Genomic DNA, 19,124 nt, shown 5'->3' on the forward strand with positions numbered 1-19,124 from the left:
CCGAGGACACACCACGCGCAAGCGCCCCGGCTCACGCGTCCGTACGTGGTCGCGGAGTCGGCCGGATCGCGCGACGCCGCATGTTCCAGGACTCGGGGAGCGTTTCACCCCGCTCACCGGGACGGGGAGCCCCGGCTACCCGCCGGGCTTCCCCGCTCCTGGCCGGGGCACCGCACCCACCTGCGGCTCGGCACCCACCACTCCCGGCACCGCACCCACCTCCGGCTCTGCACCCGACAGAGCCGTCACCTGCGCCCGCAGCGCCTTCACCTCGGCTGTCAATGCCTCGATCGCGGCTGTCTGACGCCGCTCCTCCGCATCGTCCTTCTCGAAGCGGGCGATGAACCAGGCCGCGATGTTCGCGGTGACGACACCGAGCAGGGCGATGCCCGACAGCATCAGACCGACCGCGAGCACCCGGCCGAGGCCCGTCGTCGGCGCGTGATCGCCGTAGCCGACGGTCGTCATCGTGGTGAAGGACCACCACACCGCGTCGCCGAGCGTCTTGATGTTCCCGTCCGGTGCGTCCCGCTCCACGGAGAGGACCGCCAGCGAGCCGAACATCAACAGTCCGACCACCGACCCCACGACATACGTCGTCAGCCTGATCTGCGATGCCATCCGGGCCCGCCGGCCGACCAGAGTGAGCGTGGCGACGAGCCGCAGCAACCGCAGCGGCTGAATCATCGGAAGGAGCACGGCACACAGGTCCAGCCAGTGGGTGCGCACGAACCGGCCGCGGTGCTCGGCGAGGAGGAGACGCACGACGTAGTCGACGGCGAACGCACCCCAGACGAACCACTCCACCATCGAGCAGGTCTTCGTCACGGCCCGGCCGGCGTCGGGCACCACGATCGGCACGGCGTAGGCGACGGCGAACGCCACCGCGAGCGCGAGGAGCGGGCGCTGGGTGCGCCGCTCCCAGCGGAGCTGTGCGGGTTGCGCCGGTTCTTCCTTCATGGGCGCATCGTAGAAAACGCCGAAGGACGGCGGGACCGTACCCCGCCGCCCTTCGGGTGGAGCGCTGTGTATCTGGAGCGCTGTGTATCTGGAGTGCTACGCGTCGCCGCCGGCCGCGCCCGGGTCGGCGGCCGTGACGTCGAGAAGCTGGTAGCGGTCGATCGCCTGCTTCAGGACGGAGCGGTCGACCTTGCCCTCGCGGGCCAGCTCGGTCAGCACGCCGACCACGATCGACTGCGCGTCGATGTGGAAGAAGCGGCGGGCCGCACCGCGGGTGTCGGCGAAGCCGAAGCCGTCCGCGCCCAGCGACTGGTACGTGCCGGGCACCCAGCGGGAGATCTGGTCGGGGACGCTCCGCATCCAGTCGGAGACGGCCACGAACGGGCCTTCGGCGCCGGACAGCTTCTGCGTGACGTAGGGGACGCGCTGCTCCTCGTCGGGGTGCAGGAGGTTGTGGCGCTCCACGTCCACGGCCTCGCGGCGCAGTTCGTTCCAGGAGGTCGCCGACCAGACGTCCGCCTTGACGTTCCACTCCGCGGCGAGGATCCGCTGGGCCTCGACCGCCCACGGCACCGCGACGCCGGACGCGATGATCTGGGCCGGAATGGCACCCTGCTCACCGGTCCTGAAGCGGTAGATGCCCTTGACGATGCCGTCGACGTCCACGTCGGCGGGCTCGGCCGGGTGCTGGATCGGCTCGTTGTAGACGGTGAGGTAGTAGAAGACGTCCTCGCTGTCGGGGCCGTACATCCGGCGCAGGCCGTCCTTGACGATGTGCGCGATCTCGTAGCCGAAGGCGGGGTCGTAGGCGACACAGCCCGGGTTCGTGGAGGCGAGCAGCTGCGAGTGGCCGTCCGCGTGCTGGAGGCCCTCGCCGGTCAGGGTCGTGCGCCCGGCGGTCGCACCCAGGACGAAACCGCGCGACAGCTGGTCGGCCATCTGCCAGAACTGGTCGCCGGTGCGCTGGAAACCGAACATCGAGTAGAAGACGTAGACGGGGATCAGCGGCTCGCCGTGGGTGGCGTAGGCCGAACCGGCGGCGATGAGGGACGCCGTGCAGCCCGCCTCCGAGATGCCGTCGTGCAGCATCTGGCCCGTCGGGGACTCCTTGTACGCGAGGAGCAGTTCGCGGTCCACGGCCTCGTACTGCTGGCCGAGCGGGTTGTAGATCTTCGCACTCGGGAAGAACGCGTCCATGCCGAAGGTGCGGTACTCGTCGGGGGCGATCAGCACGAAGCGCTTGCCGATCTCCTTGTCCCGCATGAGGTCCTTCAGGATGCGGACGAACGCCATGGTGGTGGCGATCGACTGCTGGCCCGAACCCTTCTTCGCGGCCGCGTACGCCTTGTCCTCGGGGAGCTGCAGGGGCTTGGCGCGCACGACGCGGGTCGGGACGTAGCCGCCGAGGCCCTTGCGGCGGTCGTGCATGTACTGGATCTCTTCGGAGTCCCGGCCCGGGTGGTAGTACGGCGGGGCGCCGTCCTCCAGCTGCTTGTCCGTGATCGGGATGTGCAGCCGGTCCCGGAAGCCCTTGAGGTCGTCGACCGTCAGCTTCTTCATCTGGTGCGTGGCGTTGCGGCCCTCGAAGTTCGGGCCGAGGGTCCAGCCCTTGACCGTCTGGGCGAGGATCACCGTCGGCTGGCCCTTGTGGGCCTTGGCCGCCGCGTAGGCCGCGTACACCTTCTTGTGGTCGTGACCGCCGCGGCCCAGGTGCAGGATCTGCTCGTCGGTCATGTTCTCGACCATGGCGCGCAGCCGGTGGTCGTCGCCGAAGAAGTGCTCGCGGATGTAGGCGCCGGTCTCGGTGGCGTACGTCTGGAACTGGCCGTCGGGGGTGGTGTTCAGCTTGTTGACCAGGATGCCGTCGCGGTCCTGCGCGAGCAGCGGGTCCCAGCTGCGGTCCCAGACCAGCTTGATGACGTTCCAGCCGGCGCCGCGGAACTGCGACTCCAGCTCCTGGATGATCTTGCCGTTGCCGCGCACCGGGCCGTCGAGGCGCTGGAGGTTGCAGTTGACGACGAAGGTGAGGTTGTCCAGGCCCTCGCGGGCGGCGATGGAGAGCTGACCGAGCGACTCGGGCTCGTCCATCTCGCCGTCGCCGAGGTAGGCCCAGACGTGCGACTTGGAGGTGTCGGCGATGCCGCGCGCCTCCATGTAGCGGTTCATCCGCGCCTGGTAGATCGCGCCCAGCGGGCCGAGGCCCATGGAGACGGTCGGGAACTCCCAGAAGTCCGGCATCAGCCGGGGGTGCGGATACGACGAGAGGCCGTGGGGCGCCTTGGACTTCTCCTGGCGGAAAGCGTCGAGCTGCTGCTCGGAGAGCCGGTCCAGGAGGAAGGCGCGGGCGTAGATACCGGGGGACGCGTGCCCCTGGAAGAAGATCTGGTCGCCGCCGTCGCCCTCGTCCTTGCCGCGGAAGAAGTGGTTGAAGCCCACGTCGTAGAGCGAGGCGGAGGAGGCGAAGGTGGCGATGTGGCCGCCGACGCCGATGCCGGGGCGCTGGGCGCGGGAGACCATCACCGCGGCGTTCCAGCGGGTCGCGTTCAGGACCTTGCGTTCGATTTCCTCGTTGCCGGGGAAGAACGGCTCGTCCTTGGTGGCGATGGTGTTGACGTAATCCGTACTGCGCATTTCGGGAACGGCCACGCGCTTTTCGCGGGCGCGCTCGATCAGTCGGAGCATCAGGTAGCGGGCCCGCTCGCGGCCGCGTTCGTCGACCGCGGCGTCGAGGGAGTCGAGCCACTCCTGGGTCTCTTCGGGATCGAAGTCCGGGACCTGACTCGGCAGGCCGCCAATGATGATCGGGTTGCGATCGGATCCGGAAGCCACGCTGTTCCTTCGCTGTTGGGGCTCTCGCCTGCGGTGTGCCTGGCCGTGCACCGTTTCCCATCGTGTACCTCGCGGACGCAAACGTCATGTCTACCGATTGGTAACCGAGACGCTCATCCGGCCACCCTGGGGTAGGCTCGGCCCAAATCGCAACGATACGCCCAACGTGTCCAGCCGCTTCGCAGAGCCGTTCGGCCTCGTACAGGTGTGGCGGCAGTTGCGGCGACACGGTCGGGAACATCACCGTTTAGGCGGTCTCGACGGCCGGGTACTTGCGCGATCCGTCCCGCCCGTGTGGACTACGGCCAACGCCCCGCGCACGCGCGTGGCTGACAGGCATTCCCAAAAACATGATCAGGAGGCAATCCGTGAGCGCGACCGCGGACCACGCGGAGACGAACCTTGCCGTAAGGCTTGGTTTCCAGCCCGACCAGGTGGTCCAGGAGATCGGCTACGACGACGACGTCGATCAGGAGCTCCGCGAGGTCATCGAAGAGACCATTGGCTCCGAGCTCGTCGACGAGGAATACGACGACGTGGCTGACGCCGTGGTGCTCTGGTTCCGTGAGGACGACGGGGACCTGACCGATGCGCTGGTGGATGCCATCGCCTACATGGAGGAAGGCGGCTCGATCCTGCTGCTCACTCCGAAGACCGGTCGTGACGGGTACGTCGAGCCGAGCGAGATCGGCGAGGCGGCCACCACAGCGGGCCTCTCCCAGACCAAGAGCATCAACGCCGGCAAGGACTGGAACGGCAGCCGGCTGCTCACCCCCAAGGGCGCCGCCAAGAAGCGCTAGAGCGCCAGACGCCCCGGCGGACCGCAGAGTGGCACCGCAGAACGACCGTGAGGCCCCCGCCGACGACCATCCGTCGGCGGGGGCCTCACGCGTGCCCCGAGCACCCCGAAAGGCGTAGATCCCCGCAAGTAGGGTGGGTGTCACCCGAACGGCCCCACCCGAGGGGCCCCGTCGAAGGGATGCGTACTCATGGCGATCGAGGTGGGCACCAAGGCCCCGGAATTCGAGCTGAAGGACAACCACGGCAGGACCGTGCGGCTCTCCGACTTCCGCGGCGAGAAGAACGTGGTGCTGCTCTTCTACCCGTTCGCGTTCACCGGCGTCTGCACCGGCGAGCTCTGCGCGCTCCGCGACGAGCTGCCGAAGTTCGTCAACGACGACACCCAGCTGCTCGCCGTCTCCAACGACTCCATCCACACGCTGCGCGTCTTCGCCGAGCAGGAGGGCCTGGAGTACCCGCTGGTCTCCGACTTCTGGCCGCACGGCGAGGTCTCCCGCGCGTACGGCGTCTTCGACGAGGAGAAGGGCTGCGCGGTGCGCGGCACCTTCATCATCGACAAGGAGGGCGTGGTGCGCTGGAGCGTCGTCAACGGCCTGCCGGACGCCCGTGACCTGAATGAGTACGTCAAGGCTCTCGAAACGCTCTGAGCAAGCCCCGTTTTCGCTCGCGGCCGGGAACCGGTCACTAGGATCCACACGTTGATCCGATGGCAACGCAACGCTTGGGGCTCCCCGCCCCTGGACACCAATTGGGAGGACTCGTGGGAGTCAGCCTCAGCAAGGGCGGCAACGTATCGCTGAGCAAGGAGGCGCCGGGCCTGACCGCGGTTCTGGTCGGCCTCGGCTGGGACGTCCGCACCACCACCGGTACGGACTTCGACCTCGACGCCAGCGCGATCCTGACGAACGCGGAGGGCAAGGTCAGCAGCGACCAGAACTTCGTGTTCTTCAACAACCTGAAGAGCCCCGACGGCTCCGTCGAGCACACCGGTGACAACACCACCGGTGAGGGCGAGGGCGACGACGAGGTGATCAAGGTCGACCTGGCCGCGGTCCCCGCCGACGTCGAGAAGGTCGTCTTCCCCGTCTCGATCTACGACGCCGAGAACCGCCAGCAGTCGTTCGGCCAGGTCCGCAACGCGTTCATCCGTGTCGTGAACCAGGCGGGCGGCGCCGAGATCGCGCGGTACGACCTCTCCGAGGACGCCTCGACGGAGACCGCCATGGTCTTCGGCGAGCTGTACCGCCACGGCGCCGAGTGGAAGTTCCGCGCGGTCGGCCAGGGCTACGCCTCGGGTCTGCGCGGCATCGCGCAGGACTTCGGCGTCAACGTCTGAGCCGAGCACACCCCCGCGTCATCCGTCCGGCGCCGCACACGCACGTGGTGCGGCGCCGGACGTGCTCAACCACCTGGTGCGCCCGTCACCGCGGGCGCACGGCACTCGTCACCACGGGGAGGACCAGCACCATGGGCGTCACGCTCGCCAAGGGAGGCAATGTCTCCCTCTCCAAGGCCGCACCCGATCTCACCCAGGTCCTCGTGGGCCTCGGCTGGGACGCGCGCTCCACCACCGGCGCCCCCTTCGACCTCGACGCCAGCGCCCTGCTGTGCAAGGCGGGCCGGGTCCTGGGCGACGAGTGGTTCGTCTTCTACAACAATCTGAAGAGCCCCGACGGCTCCGTCGAGCACACCGGCGACAACCTCACGGGTGAGGGCGACGGCGACGACGAGTCGGTCCTGATCGACCTCTCCAAGGTGCCGGTCGGCTGCGACAAGATCGTCTTCCCCGTCTCGATCCATGACGCGGACAACAGAGGGCAGACGTTCGGCCAGGTCAGCAACGCGTTCATCCGCGTCGTGAACCAGGCGGACGGCCAGGAGCTCGCGCGCTACGACCTCAGCGAGGACGCCTCCACGGAGACCGCGATGATCTTCGGCGAGGTCTATCGGTACGGGGAAGAGTGGAAGTTCCGTGCCGTCGGGCAGGGGTACGCGTCTGGCCTGCGTGGTATCGCTCTAGACTTCGGGGTCAACGTTTCGTAAAGCAGGGGACCGGCGCGGGGGAGACCGCTAAACGGGAGCCCGTACACACACGATTGGGTAACCAGTGATTCTGAAAACCTTCGGCTGGTCGTTCGCGGTGACCGCGCTCGGCCTTGTCGCCGCGGTGTTCTACGGGGGGTGGACCGGCTTCGGCGTCGTGGCGATCCTGTCCGTCCTCGAGATCTCGCTGTCCTTCGACAACGCGGTGGTCAACGCCGGAATCCTGAAGAAGATGAGTGCCTTCTGGCAGAAGATCTTCCTCACCATCGGTGTCCTGATCGCGGTCTTCGGTATGCGACTGGTCTTCCCCGTCGTGATCGTGGCCATCAGCGCCAAGACCGGCCCGATCGAGGCGGTCCGCCTCGCCCTGAACGACAAGGACAAGTACGAGCAGCTGGTCACCGACGCCCACCCGTCGATCGCCGCCTTCGGTGGCATGTTCCTGCTGATGATCTTCCTCGACTTCATTTTCGAGGACCGTGACATCAAGTGGCTCGGCTGGATCGAACGTCCGCTCGCCAAGCTCGGCAAGGTCGACATGCTGTCGGTCTGCATCGCCCTCATCGTGCTCATGATCACCGCGATGACCTTCGCCACCCAGGCCCACCAGCACGGTGGCATGCATGTGGACAAGGCACAGACCGTCCTCATCTCAGGCATCGCGGGTCTGATCACGTATCTCGTCGTCGGCGGTCTCTCCGGCTACTTCGAGAACAAGCTGGAGGAGGAAGAGGAGCGCGAGCACGAGCAGGAGGAAGAGGCCAAGCGGTCCGGCAAGAAGGTCCCCGCCGTCGTGATGGCCGGCAAGGCGGCGTTCTTCATGTTCCTCTACCTCGAGGTCCTGGACGCGTCCTTCTCCTTCGACGGTGTCATCGGCGCCTTCGCCGTCACCAACGACATCGTGCTGATGGCGCTGGGTCTCGGTATCGGGGCCATGTACGTCCGGTCCCTCACGGTCTACCTGGTCCGCCAGGGCACCCTCGACGACTACGTATACCTGGAGCACGGCGCGCACTACGCGATCGGCGCACTCGCCGTGATCCTCCTGGTCACCATCCAGTACGAGATCCACGAGGTCATCACCGGCTCCGTCGGTGTCCTCCTCATCGCCTGGTCCTTCATCTCGTCCGTGCTGCGCAACCGGAGGCTGGCAGCGGCCGAGGGGAACGCGAGCGGTGACAAGACCCAGGTGTCCTCAGGGGTCTGAGACTGACTGATTCGCTCACCGAGCTGTCCGATTCCGGTTCCCGGAGTGTGATGACGGCCCGGGTGAGGAACGCTCTGTGCGGGGCGGCCGTCGAGGAGATGTCCTCATGGCCGCCCCGTCGGTTTCGTAGGCGACACAAGGGCACTTGGGGGCGGAATGTCCTTCTGGGACGGTCTGTGGCGCGGGCGCTCGATGGACTTCGAGTCGGGCAGCGCCGCCAGCAACTCCATCGAACTCACCAAACGGCACCCGACGGTCTCGCTCTCCAAACAGGGCGCGGCCACCGGCAATCTGCGCGTCAACCTGTCCTGGCGGATGCGTACGTCCGACCTCATCGGCAAGCCGCCCCGGAGCGGCGGCCTGCTGCGGCACCCCTTCAAACTGTTCCAGCCCGACGTGGTCCAGGCGCACACCCAGGGCGTGGTCAACGTCGACCTCGACATCGGCTGCCTCTACGAGCTCATGGACGGCACCAAGGGCGTCGTACAGCCCCTCGGCAGCTTCTTCGGGGACCTGAACGGCCCGCCGTTCGTGAAGCTCAGCGGCGACGACCGGTTCGGCTCACCGTCCGGCGAGACCATCTACGTCAACCTCGACCACCGCGAGTCCATCAAGCGGCTCCTGGTCTTCGCGTACATCTACGACCAGACGCCGGCCTTCGACCGTACGCAGGCGAAGGTCACGCTCTACCCCAGCAACGGCCCGCGCGTCGAGATCGACCTCGACGAGCGGCAGCCGCAGGCCCGGTCCTGCGCGGTCGTCTCCATCGAGAACGTGAAGGACGAGCTGATCGTGCGCCGCGAGGTGAAGTTCGTCTACGGCTTCCAGGCCGAGCTCGACCGGCTGTACGGCTGGGGACTGCAGTGGGGCCGGGGCTACAAGACCAAGGTGGGATGAGCCCCGTGCACCCACCGGGCCGGCCAGCCCCCTCAGCGGGGCAGGAACTGCGGCCCCTGCGGCGGCAGCCGGAAGTTCGGGTCCGGCATCGGCGTCACCGGCTGCGGATAGCCGTACGACGGCTGGGCGACCGGGGGCGGCGGTGCGATCGGGGCGGGCTGGGTGGCCGCCGCCGGCGGATAGCCGTAGGCGGGCTGGGGCGCCGGGTGGCGGGGCGGCTCGGGCGGATAGCCGTACGCCGGCTGCGGGGGCGTCTGCGGGGCCGGCTGGGCGACGGAGGGCTGGGGGTGCTGCGGTACCGGCTGCTGGGGCGGCAGCGGGAAGGACGTCGAGGGGGGTGCGGCCGCGGGATCCGGGGCCGCGGAATCCGAGTCGTCCACAGAGATGCCGAAGTCGGAGGCGAGCCCCTCCAGACCGTTGGAGTACCCCTCGCCGAGCGCGCGGAACTTCCAGCCCTCACCGCGGCGGTAGAGCTCCCCGCAGATCAGCGCGGTCTCCTCGCCGGTCTGCGGCGTGATGTCGAAGTAGGCCAGCGGCTCGCCCTCGGCGACCGCGGCGTCGAAGAGCAGGATCCGCAGCGCGGGTACATGCTCGAAGGAGACGCCCTCGGCCGACGCGGCGAGGAGCACCCGGTCCACGGCCGGATCCAGACCCGCCAGATCCGTCTGGATCGTGTCGGTGAGGCCCCTGGCGACCCGCTTCTTGCCGAGCCGCCACACCTTGCCGCCGGGGTGACGGGGCTGGTTGTAGAAGACGAAGTCCTCGTCGGAGCGGACCCGGCCGTCGCCGCCGAGCAGCAGCGCCGACGCGTCGACGTCGGGGACGCCCTGGCCCGGAGCCCAGCGCAGCACCGCGCGGACGGACGAGGCTTCGAGAGGGACGTTCGACCCCTTCAACATCGCGTGCGTCATACGGTCATCCTGCCTTCCCCCGCACGGGTGGGACAACGCGGGGGGCCGAAGGTCCCGGTCGCGCCATCAGGCTCCTGACCTGCGGGATGCTGCGAACGTGCGACGGTGGTGTGGTGAGCATGTGTGACATGGCCGGGTTACCTGAAGTTCATGCCCGGAGGGAACCCCCGGCACCCGTCTCTACGTACTATTACCGGCCACATCCAAACGGCCCACGTCGATGAAACAGGCGATAGCAGGGGAATCACATGCGTCATTTCGGGCACATCGCCCCAGAGGTGCGTCAGCGTCTCTTCCACCGGGAGCCGTGTGCCTTCACCGCGGGCTCCCCGCCCCACCTGCTCGCGTCCGCCCTGGGCGCCACGCTGTACAGCCCGGCCACCCGCCCCCGCCTCGCGGACGACATCATGAAGCAGGCCGGGCGCGGCGTGATCTCCATGGTCGTCTGCCTGGAGGACTCCATCGACGACTCCGAGGTCGCCGACGCCGAGGAGAACCTGGTCCGGCAGTTCGCCGACCTGGCGGAACGGGACGTGGAGCCGCCGCTGCTCTTCATCCGGGTCCGCGCCGCCGGGCAGATAACCGACCTCGTCCGCAGGCTCGGGACGAGCGTCCGGCTGTTGTCCGGATTCGTACTGCCCAAGTTCACCGAGGAGCGGGGCGTTCCGTTCCTGGAGGCGGTGGTGGCCGCGGAGGCGGAGCTGGCGGCGGGGTCCACCGGGCCTGGGCGGCGGCTGTTCGCCATGCCCGTCCTGGAATCCCCCGAGCTGCTGCACCTGGAGAGCCGCGCCGAGACCCTCGCCGGCATCGCCCGCACCGTCGACAAGTATCGCGACCGGGTCCTCGCGCTGCGCCTCGGCGTCACCGACTTCTGCTCGGCGTACGGACTGCGCAGACCGCCGGACATGACCGCGTACGACGTGCGGATCGTCGCCTCCGTCATCGCCGACGTCGTCAACGTCCTCGGCAGGGCCGACGGCACGGGCTTCACCGTGACCGGGCCGGTGTGGGAGTACTTCCGCGTCCAGGAGCGGATGTTCAAGCCGCAGCTGCGCCGCAGCCCCTTCCTGGAGAGCCGAGCTGAGGAGCTGCGCCAGGCCCTCATCGAGCACGACATGGACGGGCTGCTCCGCGAGATCGAGCTCGACCGCGCCAACGGCCTGCTCGGCAAGACCTGCATCCACCCCTCGCACGTGCTGCCCGTGCACGCGCTCTCCGTGGTCAGCCACGAGGAGTTCAGCGACGCCCAGGACATCCTGCGGCCCGAGCGGGGCGGCGGCGGGGTGCTGCGCTCCTCGTACACGAACAAGATGAACGAGGTGAAGCCGCACCGCGCCTGGGCCGAGCGGACCCTGCGGCGCGCCGAGGTCTTCGGCGTGGCCAAGGCGGACATCGGCTTCGTGGAGCTGCTCACCGCGGGACTTCCCGCTTGACCGGCCGGACTCCCCGGCCGGACCGCCGGGACTCCCGGCCGACGAAGGTGCCGGATCTCCGGCCGACGAATGTGCCGGTTTCCCGGCCGATGAACGAGCCGGTTGCCCGGCCGACGAACGTAAGGGACATGACGTACGTGACTGAAGACGCGGTGCCGGAGACGACGGCGTGGTCGGGGACCTGGGTCGCCGAGCGGCTCGGGGTCGGGCTCGACGGCGACGCGTCGCTGCGCGGCCTGCTCGGCCTCGCCCTGCGCCGCAACCCCAAGCGGGCGCACCTCCTGGTGTCGAACGTCCTGGGCAAGCACGTCCCCCAGCGCCCCTCGGTCGTGTACGCGGCCGGGCACGACCTCGGCGTCCGCGTGCGGGAGCTGCTCGGCGACGACGAGGCCCGGCGCGCCGTCGTCCTCGGCTACGCGGAGACCGCGACGGGCCTCGGCCACGCGGTCGCCGACGGCATCGCCCTCGCGCCTTATCTGCACTCCACCCGGCGCCCCGTCGACGGTGTCGAGCGTGCGGGAGGCTTCGAGGAGTCCCACTCGCACGCCACCTCGCACCTGCTGCTGCCCGAGGACCCCGCGCTGCTCGCGGGGAGCGGACCGCTGGTCCTCGTCGACGACGAGTTCTCCACCGGCAACACCGTCCTCAACACCATCCGCGCCCTGCACGAGCGCTTCCCCCGCGAGCGGTACGTCATAGTGGCGCTCGTCGACATGCGCTCGCCCGCGGACCGGGGGCGGCTCGCCGACTTCGCCCGCGAGATCGGCGCGCGCGTCGACCTCGTCGCCACGGCGTCCGGCACGGTGCGGCTGCCCGACGGCGTCCTGGAGAAGGGGCAGGCGCTGGTCGCCGAGTACGAGACGCGTCCCGGTCCGCCGCCCGGCGGGGGACACGGTGGACACGGTCCTGTCACGCGCGTCGAGCTCGGCTGGCCCGCGGGCGTCCCCGACGGCGGACGCCACGGGTTCACGCCGGCGCACCGGGCCGCCCTGGACGCGGCGCTGCCGGACATGGCGGCCGAGATCGAGAAGGCCCTGCCGACCGGGGCACGCCGCGTACTCGTCCTCGGTTTCGAGGAGCTGATGTACGCCCCGCTCGCGCTGGGCGTGGAGCTGGAGCGCAGGATCGGGGGAGGGGCGCGGGTCGGCACCGAGGCGCGGGCCGGGGCCGACGAGCAGGCGGGTGGCGAGGCGCGGGGCGGGGGTGACGGGCGGGCTGGTCTCGCCGGGCGGGCCGGTGGCGAGGTGCGGGACGGTGCTGAGGCGCGGGTCGGTGGCGCGGTGCGGGGCGGAGACGTGGCGCGGGACGGTGCTGAGGCGCGGGGCGGTGTCGAGATGCCGGCCGGTGGCGCGGTGCGGGGCGGAGGCGCGGCGCGGGACGGTGCTGAGGCGCGGGGCGGTGTCGAGATGCCGGCCGGTGGCGCGGTGCGGGGCGGAGACGCGGCGCGGGACGGTGCTGAGGCGCAGGACGGTGTCGAGGTGCCGGCCGGTGGCGTGGCGCGGGCCGGAGACGCGGTGCGGACCGGAGACGCGGCGCGGGACGGTGCTGAGGTGCCGGCCGGTGGCGTGGTGCGGGGCGGGGGCGAGGTGCGGTTTTCGACCACGACGCGGTCGCCTGTGCTCGCCGTGGACGACCCCGGCTATGCGATACGCACCCGCCTCGCCTTCCCCGCGCACGACGACCCCGCCGACGGCCCCGGCACGCGGTACGCGTACAACGTCGCGGGCGGCGGTTTCGACGCGGTCGTCGCGGTCGTGGACTCGGTCGCCGACACCCCGCAACTGCACGCCCCGGACGGCCTGTTGGCGCATCTCTCCGCACACACCGGGCACGTCCTGCTGGCCGTCGTCCCCTCCTACGTACCCGAGCGCGTCCCTGAAAGGTCCCGCATGCTTCCCGAGCCCCTTCGCGGCCCCGTCTTCTCCTCGTACGCACCCGAAGACGTCGGCTGGCTGCTCCAGGATCTCTCGGACGTCACGCTCGAAGCCCCCACGGAGGAGCGCGAGGAGGCGATACAGAGCGGTGGCGCGCACTACGCCGAGTCGCTGCCCGTCGAGTTCCAGCCGAGCGAGCGCTACCAGGAGCTGTTCCGCGCCGCGCTCGACACGTCCGCGGCCCGCATCGCGCAGGCCGTCGGCACCGTCACCGAGACCGTGCTCGCGGAGAGGTCCCCGCGTCCGGTCCTGGTCTCCCTGGCCCGCGCGGGCACCCCGGTCGGCGTCCTGATGCGCCGCTGGGCCGCCCACCGGCACGGCCTCGACCTGCCGCACTACGCCGTGTCGATCGTGCGCGGCCGCGGCATCGACGCCAACGCGCTGCGCTGGCTCGCCGCCCACCACGACCCGGCCGACGTCGTCTTCGTCGACGGCTGGACCGGCAAGGGTGCGATCACCCGCGAACTGGCCGACGCGGTGCGGGAGTTCGAGGCGACGGGCGGCCCCGTCGGGTTCAGCGCGGAGATCGCCGTGCTCGCCGACCCCGGCTCGTGCGTCCGCACCTTCGGCACCCGCGAGGACTTCCTCATCCCCTCCGCCTGCCTCAACTCCACGGTGTCCGGGCTGATTTCGCGCACCGTGCTCCGGGCGGACCTGGTCGGCCCGGACGACTTCCACGGCGCGAAGTTCTACCGCGAGCTCGCGGAGGCGGACGTGTCCGGCGAGTTCATCGACGCGATCGCGGGCCGTTTCGCGGAGGTCGACGACGTGGTGGACGCGCAGGTCAAGGAGGCGCTCTCCGCCGACCGCGCGCCGACCTGGGAGGGCTGGGCCGCCGTCGAGCGCATCAGCGAGGAGTACGGCATCCACGACGTGAACCTCGTCAAGCCGGGCGTCGGCGAGACGACCCGCGTCCTCCTTCGCCGCGTCCCCTGGAAGATCCTGGCCCGCGCGGGCGCAGGGGCCGACCTCGACCACGTACGCCTGCTCGCCGAGCAGAGGGGTGTGCCTGTCGAGGAGGTCGGCGAACTCCCGTACACCTGCGTCGGGTTGATCCACCCCAAGTACACGCGCGGCGCGACGGGCGCGGACGGCAGGGCGGTGACCGCCAAGTGAGCACCATGGTGATCGCCAGCGATCTCGACCGCACCCTCATCTACTCCACCGCCGCCCTCGGCCTGGCCATGCCCGACGCCGAGGCGCCGCGCCTGCTCTGCGTCGAGGTGTACGAGGGCAAGCCGCTGTCGTACGTCACCGAGACCGCCGCCGGACTCCTCGACGAGCTGGGCCGCACGGCCGTCTTCGTGCCGACCACGACCCGGACCCGCGAACAGTACGGGCGCATCCATCTGCCGGGCCCCGCACCGGAGTTCGCCATCTGCGCCAACGGCGGGCACCTGCTCGTCGACGGCGTCTCCGACCCCGACTGGCGGGCGGCGGTCGACCGCCGGCTCGCCGCCGAGTGCGCCACGCTCGACGAGGTCCGCGCCCACCTGGTGCGCACCGCCGACCCGGCGTGGCTGCTCAAGGAGCGCGTCGCCGAGGACCTCTTCGCGTACCTCGTCGTCGAGCGCGCGCTGCTGCCCGGGGAGTGGGTGAAGGAGCTCGCCGTCTGGGCCGAGGAGCGCGGGTGGACCGTCTCGCTGCAGGGCCGCAAGCTCTACGCCGTGCCGAAGCCGCTCACCAAGAGCGCGGCGGTACGGGAGGTCGCGCGGCGGGCCGGCGCGACGGAGGTCCTCGCGGCGGGGGACTCGCTGCTCGACGCGGACCTGCTGCTCGCGGCGGACCGCTCCTGGCGGCCCGGCCACGGGGAGCTCGCCGACACGGGGTTCGTCGCGCCGGGCCTCACGGTGCTCGGTGAGCGCGGGGTCGCGGCGGGGGAGGAGATCGCCAGGGCGTTCCTGGAGGCGGTGGGGCCCCGATAGCCTGGGGCCATGCCTCGATACGAATACCGGTGCCGGTCCTGTGGTGAGACCTTCGAGCTGAGCCGTCCCATGGCCGAGTCGGGCGATCCGGCGGTGTGCCCCGGTGGGCACGAGGACACGGTGAAGTTGCTTTCCACTGTGGCTGTCGGGGGTTCGGCCGCCGCGTCGGCGCCTGCGGCTCGCGGGGGCGGTGGCGGCGGCGGTGGTGGTGGTTGCTGTGGTGGGGGTTGTTGCGGCTGAGGGCGCCGTTGGGGTGGGGCGGGGGGTTTGTCTGCGGGCTGGGTGTGGCTGGGCGCGCAGTTCCCCGCGCCCCTGAAAGCGGGCCTGCGGGCGCTTTCCTTGCGGGGCTGCCCGCGGATCCCTCCCCCGCGGATGCCTCCCCTGGCGGGGGAGGGCGCCGTTGGGGTGGGGCGGGGGGTTTGTCTGCGGGCTGGGTGTGGCTGGGCGCGCAGTTCCCCGCGCCCCTGAAAGCGGGCCTGCGGGCGCTTTCCTTGCGGGGCTTCCTCCGACGGCTGCCCCCCCCGCGGATGCCTGCCCCGGCGGGGGAGGGCGCCGTTGGGGTGGGGCGGGGGGTTTGTCTGCGGGCTGGGTGTGGCTGGGCGCGCAGTTCCCCGCGCCCCTGAAAGCGGCCCTGCGGGCGCTTTCCCTGAGGGGCTGCCCCCGGCGGTTGCCCCCCCCCGCGGCTGCCCCCGGCGGTTGCCCCCCGCGGCTGCACCCCCGGCGGCTGCGCCCCGGCGGCTTCCACCCCCGCGGCTGCCACCCCCGGCTCCCCCCCCGGCGGGCTCCCCCTCCCGCCGGGCGGCTGCACGCCCAGAGCCCCGCAGGGCTTAGCGGACCACCGTTCCCCCGCCCGCCCCCAGCAGGGCCAGTTCCGACCGTGTCGGGGCGCCTTCCCAGTCGCCGGGGGTCGTTACCGCGAACGCGCCCGTCGTGACCGCGCGGGTCAGGCGGTCCTGGACGTCCGTGCCGTCGAACAGGGCCGACAGGTAGCCGGCGACGAACGCGTCGCCCGCGCCCACCGGGTCGACGGCCCGCACCTCGCGTGCGGGGGAGTGGAGTTCGCCCTCGGCGGTGTGGACCGTGGCGCCGTCCGCGCCGAGTTTGACCACGACCTCGCGGACGCCTCGGTCGATGAGGCCCTTCTCCGTGGCGTCCGACGGCAGGCACAGCGGCAGTTCGTCGTCGGAGGCGATGAGGACGTCGACGTACGGGATCCACTCGCGCAGCTCCGTCGCCGCCTGCTCCGGACTCCACAAGCGGGAGCGGAAGTTCACGTCCAGGCAGACCTGGGTGCCGTGCTCGCGGGCGAGGCGCAGGGCGCGCCGACACGCCTCGGCCGCCGACGGGCCGAGCGCCGGCGTGATGCCCGTCAGATGCAGGACGCGCGGGGGCCCGGCGGTGGCGAAGGCCGCCTCGACCGCGTCCGGGGTGAGCCGGGAACCCGCCGACCCCGCCCGGTAGTAGTGCACGCGGGTCACGTCCGGCAGCCGCGGCTCGAAGAGGACAAGGCCCGTCGGGGCCTGCGGGTCGCGCGTGGCCGCGGTGACGTCGACGCCCTCCGCGCGGAGCGTGCGCAGGACCAGCTCACCGGCCTCGTCGTCGCCGACCGCGCCCGCCCAGCGGACGGTGTGGCCGAGCCGCGACAGGCCGATCGCGACATTGCTCTCGGCGCCCGCGACCGACACGTCCATCGAGCCGCCCAGCTTGAGGGGGCCGCTGCCGCGCAGGGCGACCATGGTCTCGCCGAGGGTGAGGACGTCCCAGGGGGGCGGGGCCGGGGGCGGGGATGAGGGCGAGGGTGGGGTAGGGGTCGAGGTCGAAGATTGGGGCGAGGGCGGAGTCGGGGCCGCGGTCGAAGTCGGGGGCGAAAGCGGAGTCGAGCTCGGGGGCGGAGTCGGGCTCGGGGGCGGGGGCGGTGTTGGTGGTGTGTTCATCGGGGTGCCACCGCCGTGGCCTCCACGAACTCCGCCGCCCGGTCCCGCAGCGCGCCCAGATCGCCGCCGTCCGCCGCGTCACCGATCAGCGGTGAGCCGACGCCCACCGCCACCGCGCCGAACGCCAGATAGGCCTCTGCGGCCACCGCGTCCACCCCGCCGACCGGCACGAAGTCCGTGTCGGGGAAGGGGGCGCGCAGTGCCTTGAGATACGTGGGGCCGCCCATCGACGACGCCGGGAAGACCTTCAGCGCCGTCACGCCCGCCGCCTCGGCCGCGATGACCTCGGTGGGCGTGAGGACCCCGCCGAGCACCGGGAGTCCGAGGCGCACCCCCTCGTCGACGCCCGCGCCGAGCCCGGGCGTGACGATGAGGTCGGCCCCCGCTTCGGCGGCCCGGCGCGCGTCGTCGGCGGTGCGGACCGTGCCCGCGCCGAGCCAGGCGTCCGCGCCGAGTTCGGCCCGCGCCCGGCGCAGCACGCCCAGCGCGTCGGCGCCGCTGAGGGAGACCTCGACCAGCGGAACGCCGGACTCCACGAGTGTCATGACCGTACGGAAGGAGGCGTCGGGATCGGTGCCGCGCACGATGGCGACGAGGCGCCGCGCCCGGAGATCCGTGGGGAAGTCACGCATCTCCCCACATTCGCACAGTGGTTCAAGCCGTACCCCGGCCGGGGTTGGGGCGCAGGCTCTCAGGCCCCCTGTCCCCGCTCCTCCCGGATCTGCGCGACCACGCGTGCCACGGTCGTGCGGACCGCCTCGGTCTCGGTCAGGAAGTGCCAGTAGTCGGGGTGGCGGCCTTCCAGGGAGGCCACCGCGCGGTCCAGGCGGGCCACGGAGTCGTCCAGCGGGCGGGCATGGCGTGGTTCGGGGGTCTGGCGGCCCGCCATCGCCAGGCGCTGTGCGTCCCGGATCGCGAAGCGGGTGCGGTCGATCTCCTGCTGCGGGTCCTTCGACACCGCGTTCAGCCGCTGGAGGCGGTCACCGGCCGCCGAGACCGCCTCGTCCGTGGAGTTCAGCAGCGCGCGGACCGTGGAGAGCCGGGCGGTGGCGTCCGGCCAGCGCTGCTCCGCACGGGCCTGCCGCGCCTCCGCCAGCTTGGCCTCGGCCTGGCGCACGTGGTCCGCGGCCTGGTCAGGGACGTGCTGCAGGTCCTGCCAGCAGGCGGCGGAGAACCTGCGCCGCAGCTCGCTGAGGACGGGTTCGACCTGGCCGCTGCGCGTGGTCAGCGCCTGCGCGCGGGTGCGCAGCGACACGAGCCGCCGGTCGATCTCGGCGGCGCGCTCGGGTAGCCGCTCGGCTTCGGCACGCACGGCTTCGGCATCGCGCAGGACGCGGTCGGCGCGCTGCAGCGTCTCCGGTACGCCGTGCCGGCCCGCGCCCTGGTTGAGCTTGGTCAGCTCGGGGCCGAGGGCGGCGAGCCGGGCGGCGAGGTCGTCGGCCTTGAGGCCCGCGGCCCGCACGGCGTCGAGGGCGTTGCTCGCGGCGAGCAGCGTCTGGCGGGCCCGCTCCACCGCGGGGGCGAGCCGCGCCAGCTGGGTCTCGGCCTTGTCGAGCAGCGGGCCGAGCCCCTGCTGGAAGCGGTCCAGATCCTGCTTGGCCTTGCCCAGCTCGGCCTTGGCGGCGGTGAGTTCGGTCCTGGCACGGGCCGCGACCGACGACTCCAGGTCGTCCCGGTCCAGGTCATGGGCGTCCACCGCGCTGATGTACTGGTGGCTGACCTCGTCGATGCGCCGCCCGATCGCCTCGAAGTCCGAGACGGCGCGCTGGGCCGCCGGCGAGGAGTCCACGGCCACGATCGTCTCTATCGAGATGCGCAGATCGCGCTGGGCGGTGTCCAGTTCGTAGAAGGCGGCGGCAGCGTCGTCCTTCGCGGCCTGCGCCTCGGCGCGCACGCTCTCGCCGCGGCCGCCGAACCACCGGCGGGTGCCGCCGCCCGCGAACGCGGCCGGTACGGCGGCGGCGAGCAGCGGCAGGGAGAGGGTGACGGCGGTGACGAGGGCGAGGGAGTGGAGGGCGTCACGGAGGGGGCCGACGCGGCGCACGCTCCCGCGGGACCGGAGCCGGGGCCGAGGCGCGGGGCCGCGCCGAGTACGAGCCGTACGCACCGAGCCCGGCACGTCTCCTGTAGGTGTGGCTGGCGCTGTCGCTGCTGCTGTGGTGCTCTCGGCCTCGGTTCTGTCCGGTGTGTACGGCTGCGAAGGTGTCGCCGTCACTATCCCTCTCCCGTGCTGTTTCATCCGCCCTGCCC

The 19,124-nt window shown here is 71.3% G+C and carries 15 protein-coding genes and 1 pseudogene; 10 read left to right on the forward strand and 6 right to left on the reverse strand.

Annotated features, from left to right (window positions below; all coding sequences use genetic code 11):
• Positions 1–135: 135 nt before the first annotated feature.
• Together ACZ56E_RS17930 and aceE are read right to left on the reverse strand one after the other, a co-directional pair.
• On the reverse strand, positions 136–960 hold the full coding sequence (locus ACZ56E_RS17930) for a potassium channel family protein (RefSeq protein WP_471215122.1): 825 nt from the start codon (positions 958–960) through the stop codon (positions 136–138).
• 96 nt (positions 961–1,056) lie between these two features.
• A complete protein-coding gene (gene aceE, locus ACZ56E_RS17935; protein ID WP_471215125.1) occupies positions 1,057–3,789 on the reverse strand; it encodes a pyruvate dehydrogenase (acetyl-transferring), homodimeric type in 2,733 nt (910 codons plus the stop codon).
• Between the two features lie 368 nt (positions 3,790–4,157).
• On the opposite strand from aceE, the gene ACZ56E_RS17940 reads away from it, so the two are divergent.
• The 6 genes from ACZ56E_RS17940 to ACZ56E_RS17965 all read left to right on the forward strand — a co-directional run bounded on the left by ACZ56E_RS17940 (position 4,158) and on the right by ACZ56E_RS17965 (position 8,737).
• The gene (locus ACZ56E_RS17940) at positions 4,158–4,589 is read left to right on the forward strand and encodes a DUF3052 domain-containing protein (RefSeq protein WP_468600640.1); all 432 of its coding nucleotides are present in this window, start codon (positions 4,158–4,160) and stop codon (positions 4,587–4,589) included.
• 189 nt (positions 4,590–4,778) lie between these two features.
• Complete coding sequence (locus ACZ56E_RS17945; protein ID WP_468600638.1) at positions 4,779–5,237, forward strand: peroxiredoxin; 459 nt, start codon at positions 4,779–4,781, stop codon at positions 5,235–5,237.
• 113 nt (positions 5,238–5,350) lie between these two features.
• Entirely contained in the window at positions 5,351–5,926 is a 576-nt protein-coding gene (locus ACZ56E_RS17950) for a TerD family protein (RefSeq protein ID WP_362994506.1), read from the forward strand.
• Positions 5,927–6,057: 131 nt separating this feature from the next.
• The gene (locus ACZ56E_RS17955) at positions 6,058–6,633 is read left to right on the forward strand and encodes a TerD family protein (RefSeq protein WP_471215127.1); all 576 of its coding nucleotides are present in this window, start codon (positions 6,058–6,060) and stop codon (positions 6,631–6,633) included.
• A gap of 64 nt (positions 6,634–6,697) precedes the next feature.
• Positions 6,698–7,840 (forward strand): DUF475 domain-containing protein, encoded by a 1,143-nt coding sequence (locus ACZ56E_RS17960; RefSeq protein WP_468600634.1) that lies wholly within the window; start codon positions 6,698–6,700, stop codon positions 7,838–7,840.
• A 156-nt stretch (positions 7,841–7,996) separates the two neighbouring features.
• Positions 7,997–8,737 carry a TerD family protein gene (locus tag ACZ56E_RS17965; protein WP_471215128.1) on the forward strand — a complete coding sequence of 247 codons (741 nt, stop codon included), beginning with the start codon at positions 7,997–7,999 and terminating at the stop codon, positions 8,735–8,737.
• A 32-nt stretch (positions 8,738–8,769) separates the two neighbouring features.
• Here the strand turns inward: ACZ56E_RS17965 and ACZ56E_RS17970 are convergent, their stop codons facing one another.
• The gene (locus ACZ56E_RS17970) at positions 8,770–9,648 is read right to left on the reverse strand and encodes a TerD family protein (protein ID WP_471215130.1); all 879 of its coding nucleotides are present in this window, start codon (positions 9,646–9,648) and stop codon (positions 8,770–8,772) included.
• Between the two features lie 248 nt (positions 9,649–9,896).
• On the opposite strand from ACZ56E_RS17970, the gene ACZ56E_RS17975 reads away from it, so the two are divergent.
• The 4 genes from ACZ56E_RS17975 to ACZ56E_RS17990 all read left to right on the forward strand — a co-directional run bounded on the left by ACZ56E_RS17975 (position 9,897) and on the right by ACZ56E_RS17990 (position 15,180).
• Positions 9,897–11,081, forward strand: a complete 1,185-nt coding sequence (locus ACZ56E_RS17975; RefSeq protein WP_471215132.1) for an HpcH/HpaI aldolase/citrate lyase family protein — start codon at positions 9,897–9,899, stop codon at positions 11,079–11,081.
• Between the two features lie 128 nt (positions 11,082–11,209).
• Entirely contained in the window at positions 11,210–14,131 is a 2,922-nt protein-coding gene (locus ACZ56E_RS17980; RefSeq protein WP_471215134.1) for a phosphoribosyltransferase domain-containing protein, read from the forward strand.
• A 5-nt stretch (positions 14,132–14,136) separates the two neighbouring features.
• Positions 14,137–14,940 carry an HAD family hydrolase gene (locus ACZ56E_RS17985; protein WP_471215664.1) on the forward strand — a complete coding sequence of 268 codons (804 nt, stop codon included), beginning with the start codon at positions 14,137–14,139 and terminating at the stop codon, positions 14,938–14,940.
• Between the two features lie 9 nt (positions 14,941–14,949).
• Positions 14,950–15,180: an FmdB family zinc ribbon protein gene (locus ACZ56E_RS17990; RefSeq protein ID WP_471215136.1), complete on the forward strand. Its 231-nt coding sequence runs from the start codon at positions 14,950–14,952 to the stop codon at positions 15,178–15,180.
• Between the two features lie 587 nt (positions 15,181–15,767).
• Here ACZ56E_RS17990 and ACZ56E_RS17995 read toward each other — a convergent pair.
• From ACZ56E_RS17995 to ACZ56E_RS18005, 3 genes and pseudogenes are all read right to left on the reverse strand, one after another.
• Positions 15,768–16,700: pseudogene (locus ACZ56E_RS17995) on the reverse strand (sugar kinase); the annotation flags it as partial.
• 170 nt (positions 16,701–16,870) lie between these two features.
• The gene (locus tag ACZ56E_RS18000) at positions 16,871–17,506 is read right to left on the reverse strand and encodes a bifunctional 4-hydroxy-2-oxoglutarate aldolase/2-dehydro-3-deoxy-phosphogluconate aldolase (RefSeq protein ID WP_471215138.1); all 636 of its coding nucleotides are present in this window, start codon (positions 17,504–17,506) and stop codon (positions 16,871–16,873) included.
• A 59-nt stretch (positions 17,507–17,565) separates the two neighbouring features.
• Entirely contained in the window at positions 17,566–19,089 is a 1,524-nt protein-coding gene (locus ACZ56E_RS18005; RefSeq protein WP_471215140.1) for a hypothetical protein, read from the reverse strand.
• Positions 19,090–19,124: the final 35 nt, after the last annotated feature.

This window comes from Streptomyces sp. NPDC039480 (genome assembly GCF_055597165.1).

Excerpts from the sequence above, each read along its gene's own strand:
- ACZ56E_RS17985 (WP_471215664.1), top strand. The coding sequence starts at position 14,137 with ATGGTGATCGCCAGCGATCTCGACCGCACCCTCATCTACTCCACCGCC.
- ACZ56E_RS17945 (WP_468600638.1), top strand. The coding sequence starts at position 4,779 with ATGGCGATCGAGGTGGGCACCAAGGCCCCGGAATTCGAGCTGAAGGAC.
- ACZ56E_RS17930 (WP_471215122.1), bottom strand. The coding sequence starts at position 960 with ATGAAGGAAGAACCGGCGCAACCCGCACAGCTCCGCTGGGAGCGGCGC.
- ACZ56E_RS17980 (WP_471215134.1), top strand. The coding sequence starts at position 11,210 with ATGACGTACGTGACTGAAGACGCGGTGCCGGAGACGACGGCGTGGTCG.
- ACZ56E_RS17990 (WP_471215136.1), top strand. The coding sequence starts at position 14,950 with ATGCCTCGATACGAATACCGGTGCCGGTCCTGTGGTGAGACCTTCGAG.
- ACZ56E_RS17965 (WP_471215128.1), top strand. The coding sequence starts at position 7,997 with ATGTCCTTCTGGGACGGTCTGTGGCGCGGGCGCTCGATGGACTTCGAG.
- ACZ56E_RS17955 (WP_471215127.1), top strand. The coding sequence starts at position 6,058 with ATGGGCGTCACGCTCGCCAAGGGAGGCAATGTCTCCCTCTCCAAGGCC.
- ACZ56E_RS17975 (WP_471215132.1), top strand. The coding sequence starts at position 9,897 with ATGCGTCATTTCGGGCACATCGCCCCAGAGGTGCGTCAGCGTCTCTTC.
- ACZ56E_RS18000 (WP_471215138.1), bottom strand. The coding sequence starts at position 17,506 with ATGCGTGACTTCCCCACGGATCTCCGGGCGCGGCGCCTCGTCGCCATC.
- ACZ56E_RS17970 (WP_471215130.1), bottom strand. The coding sequence starts at position 9,648 with ATGACGCACGCGATGTTGAAGGGGTCGAACGTCCCTCTCGAAGCCTCG.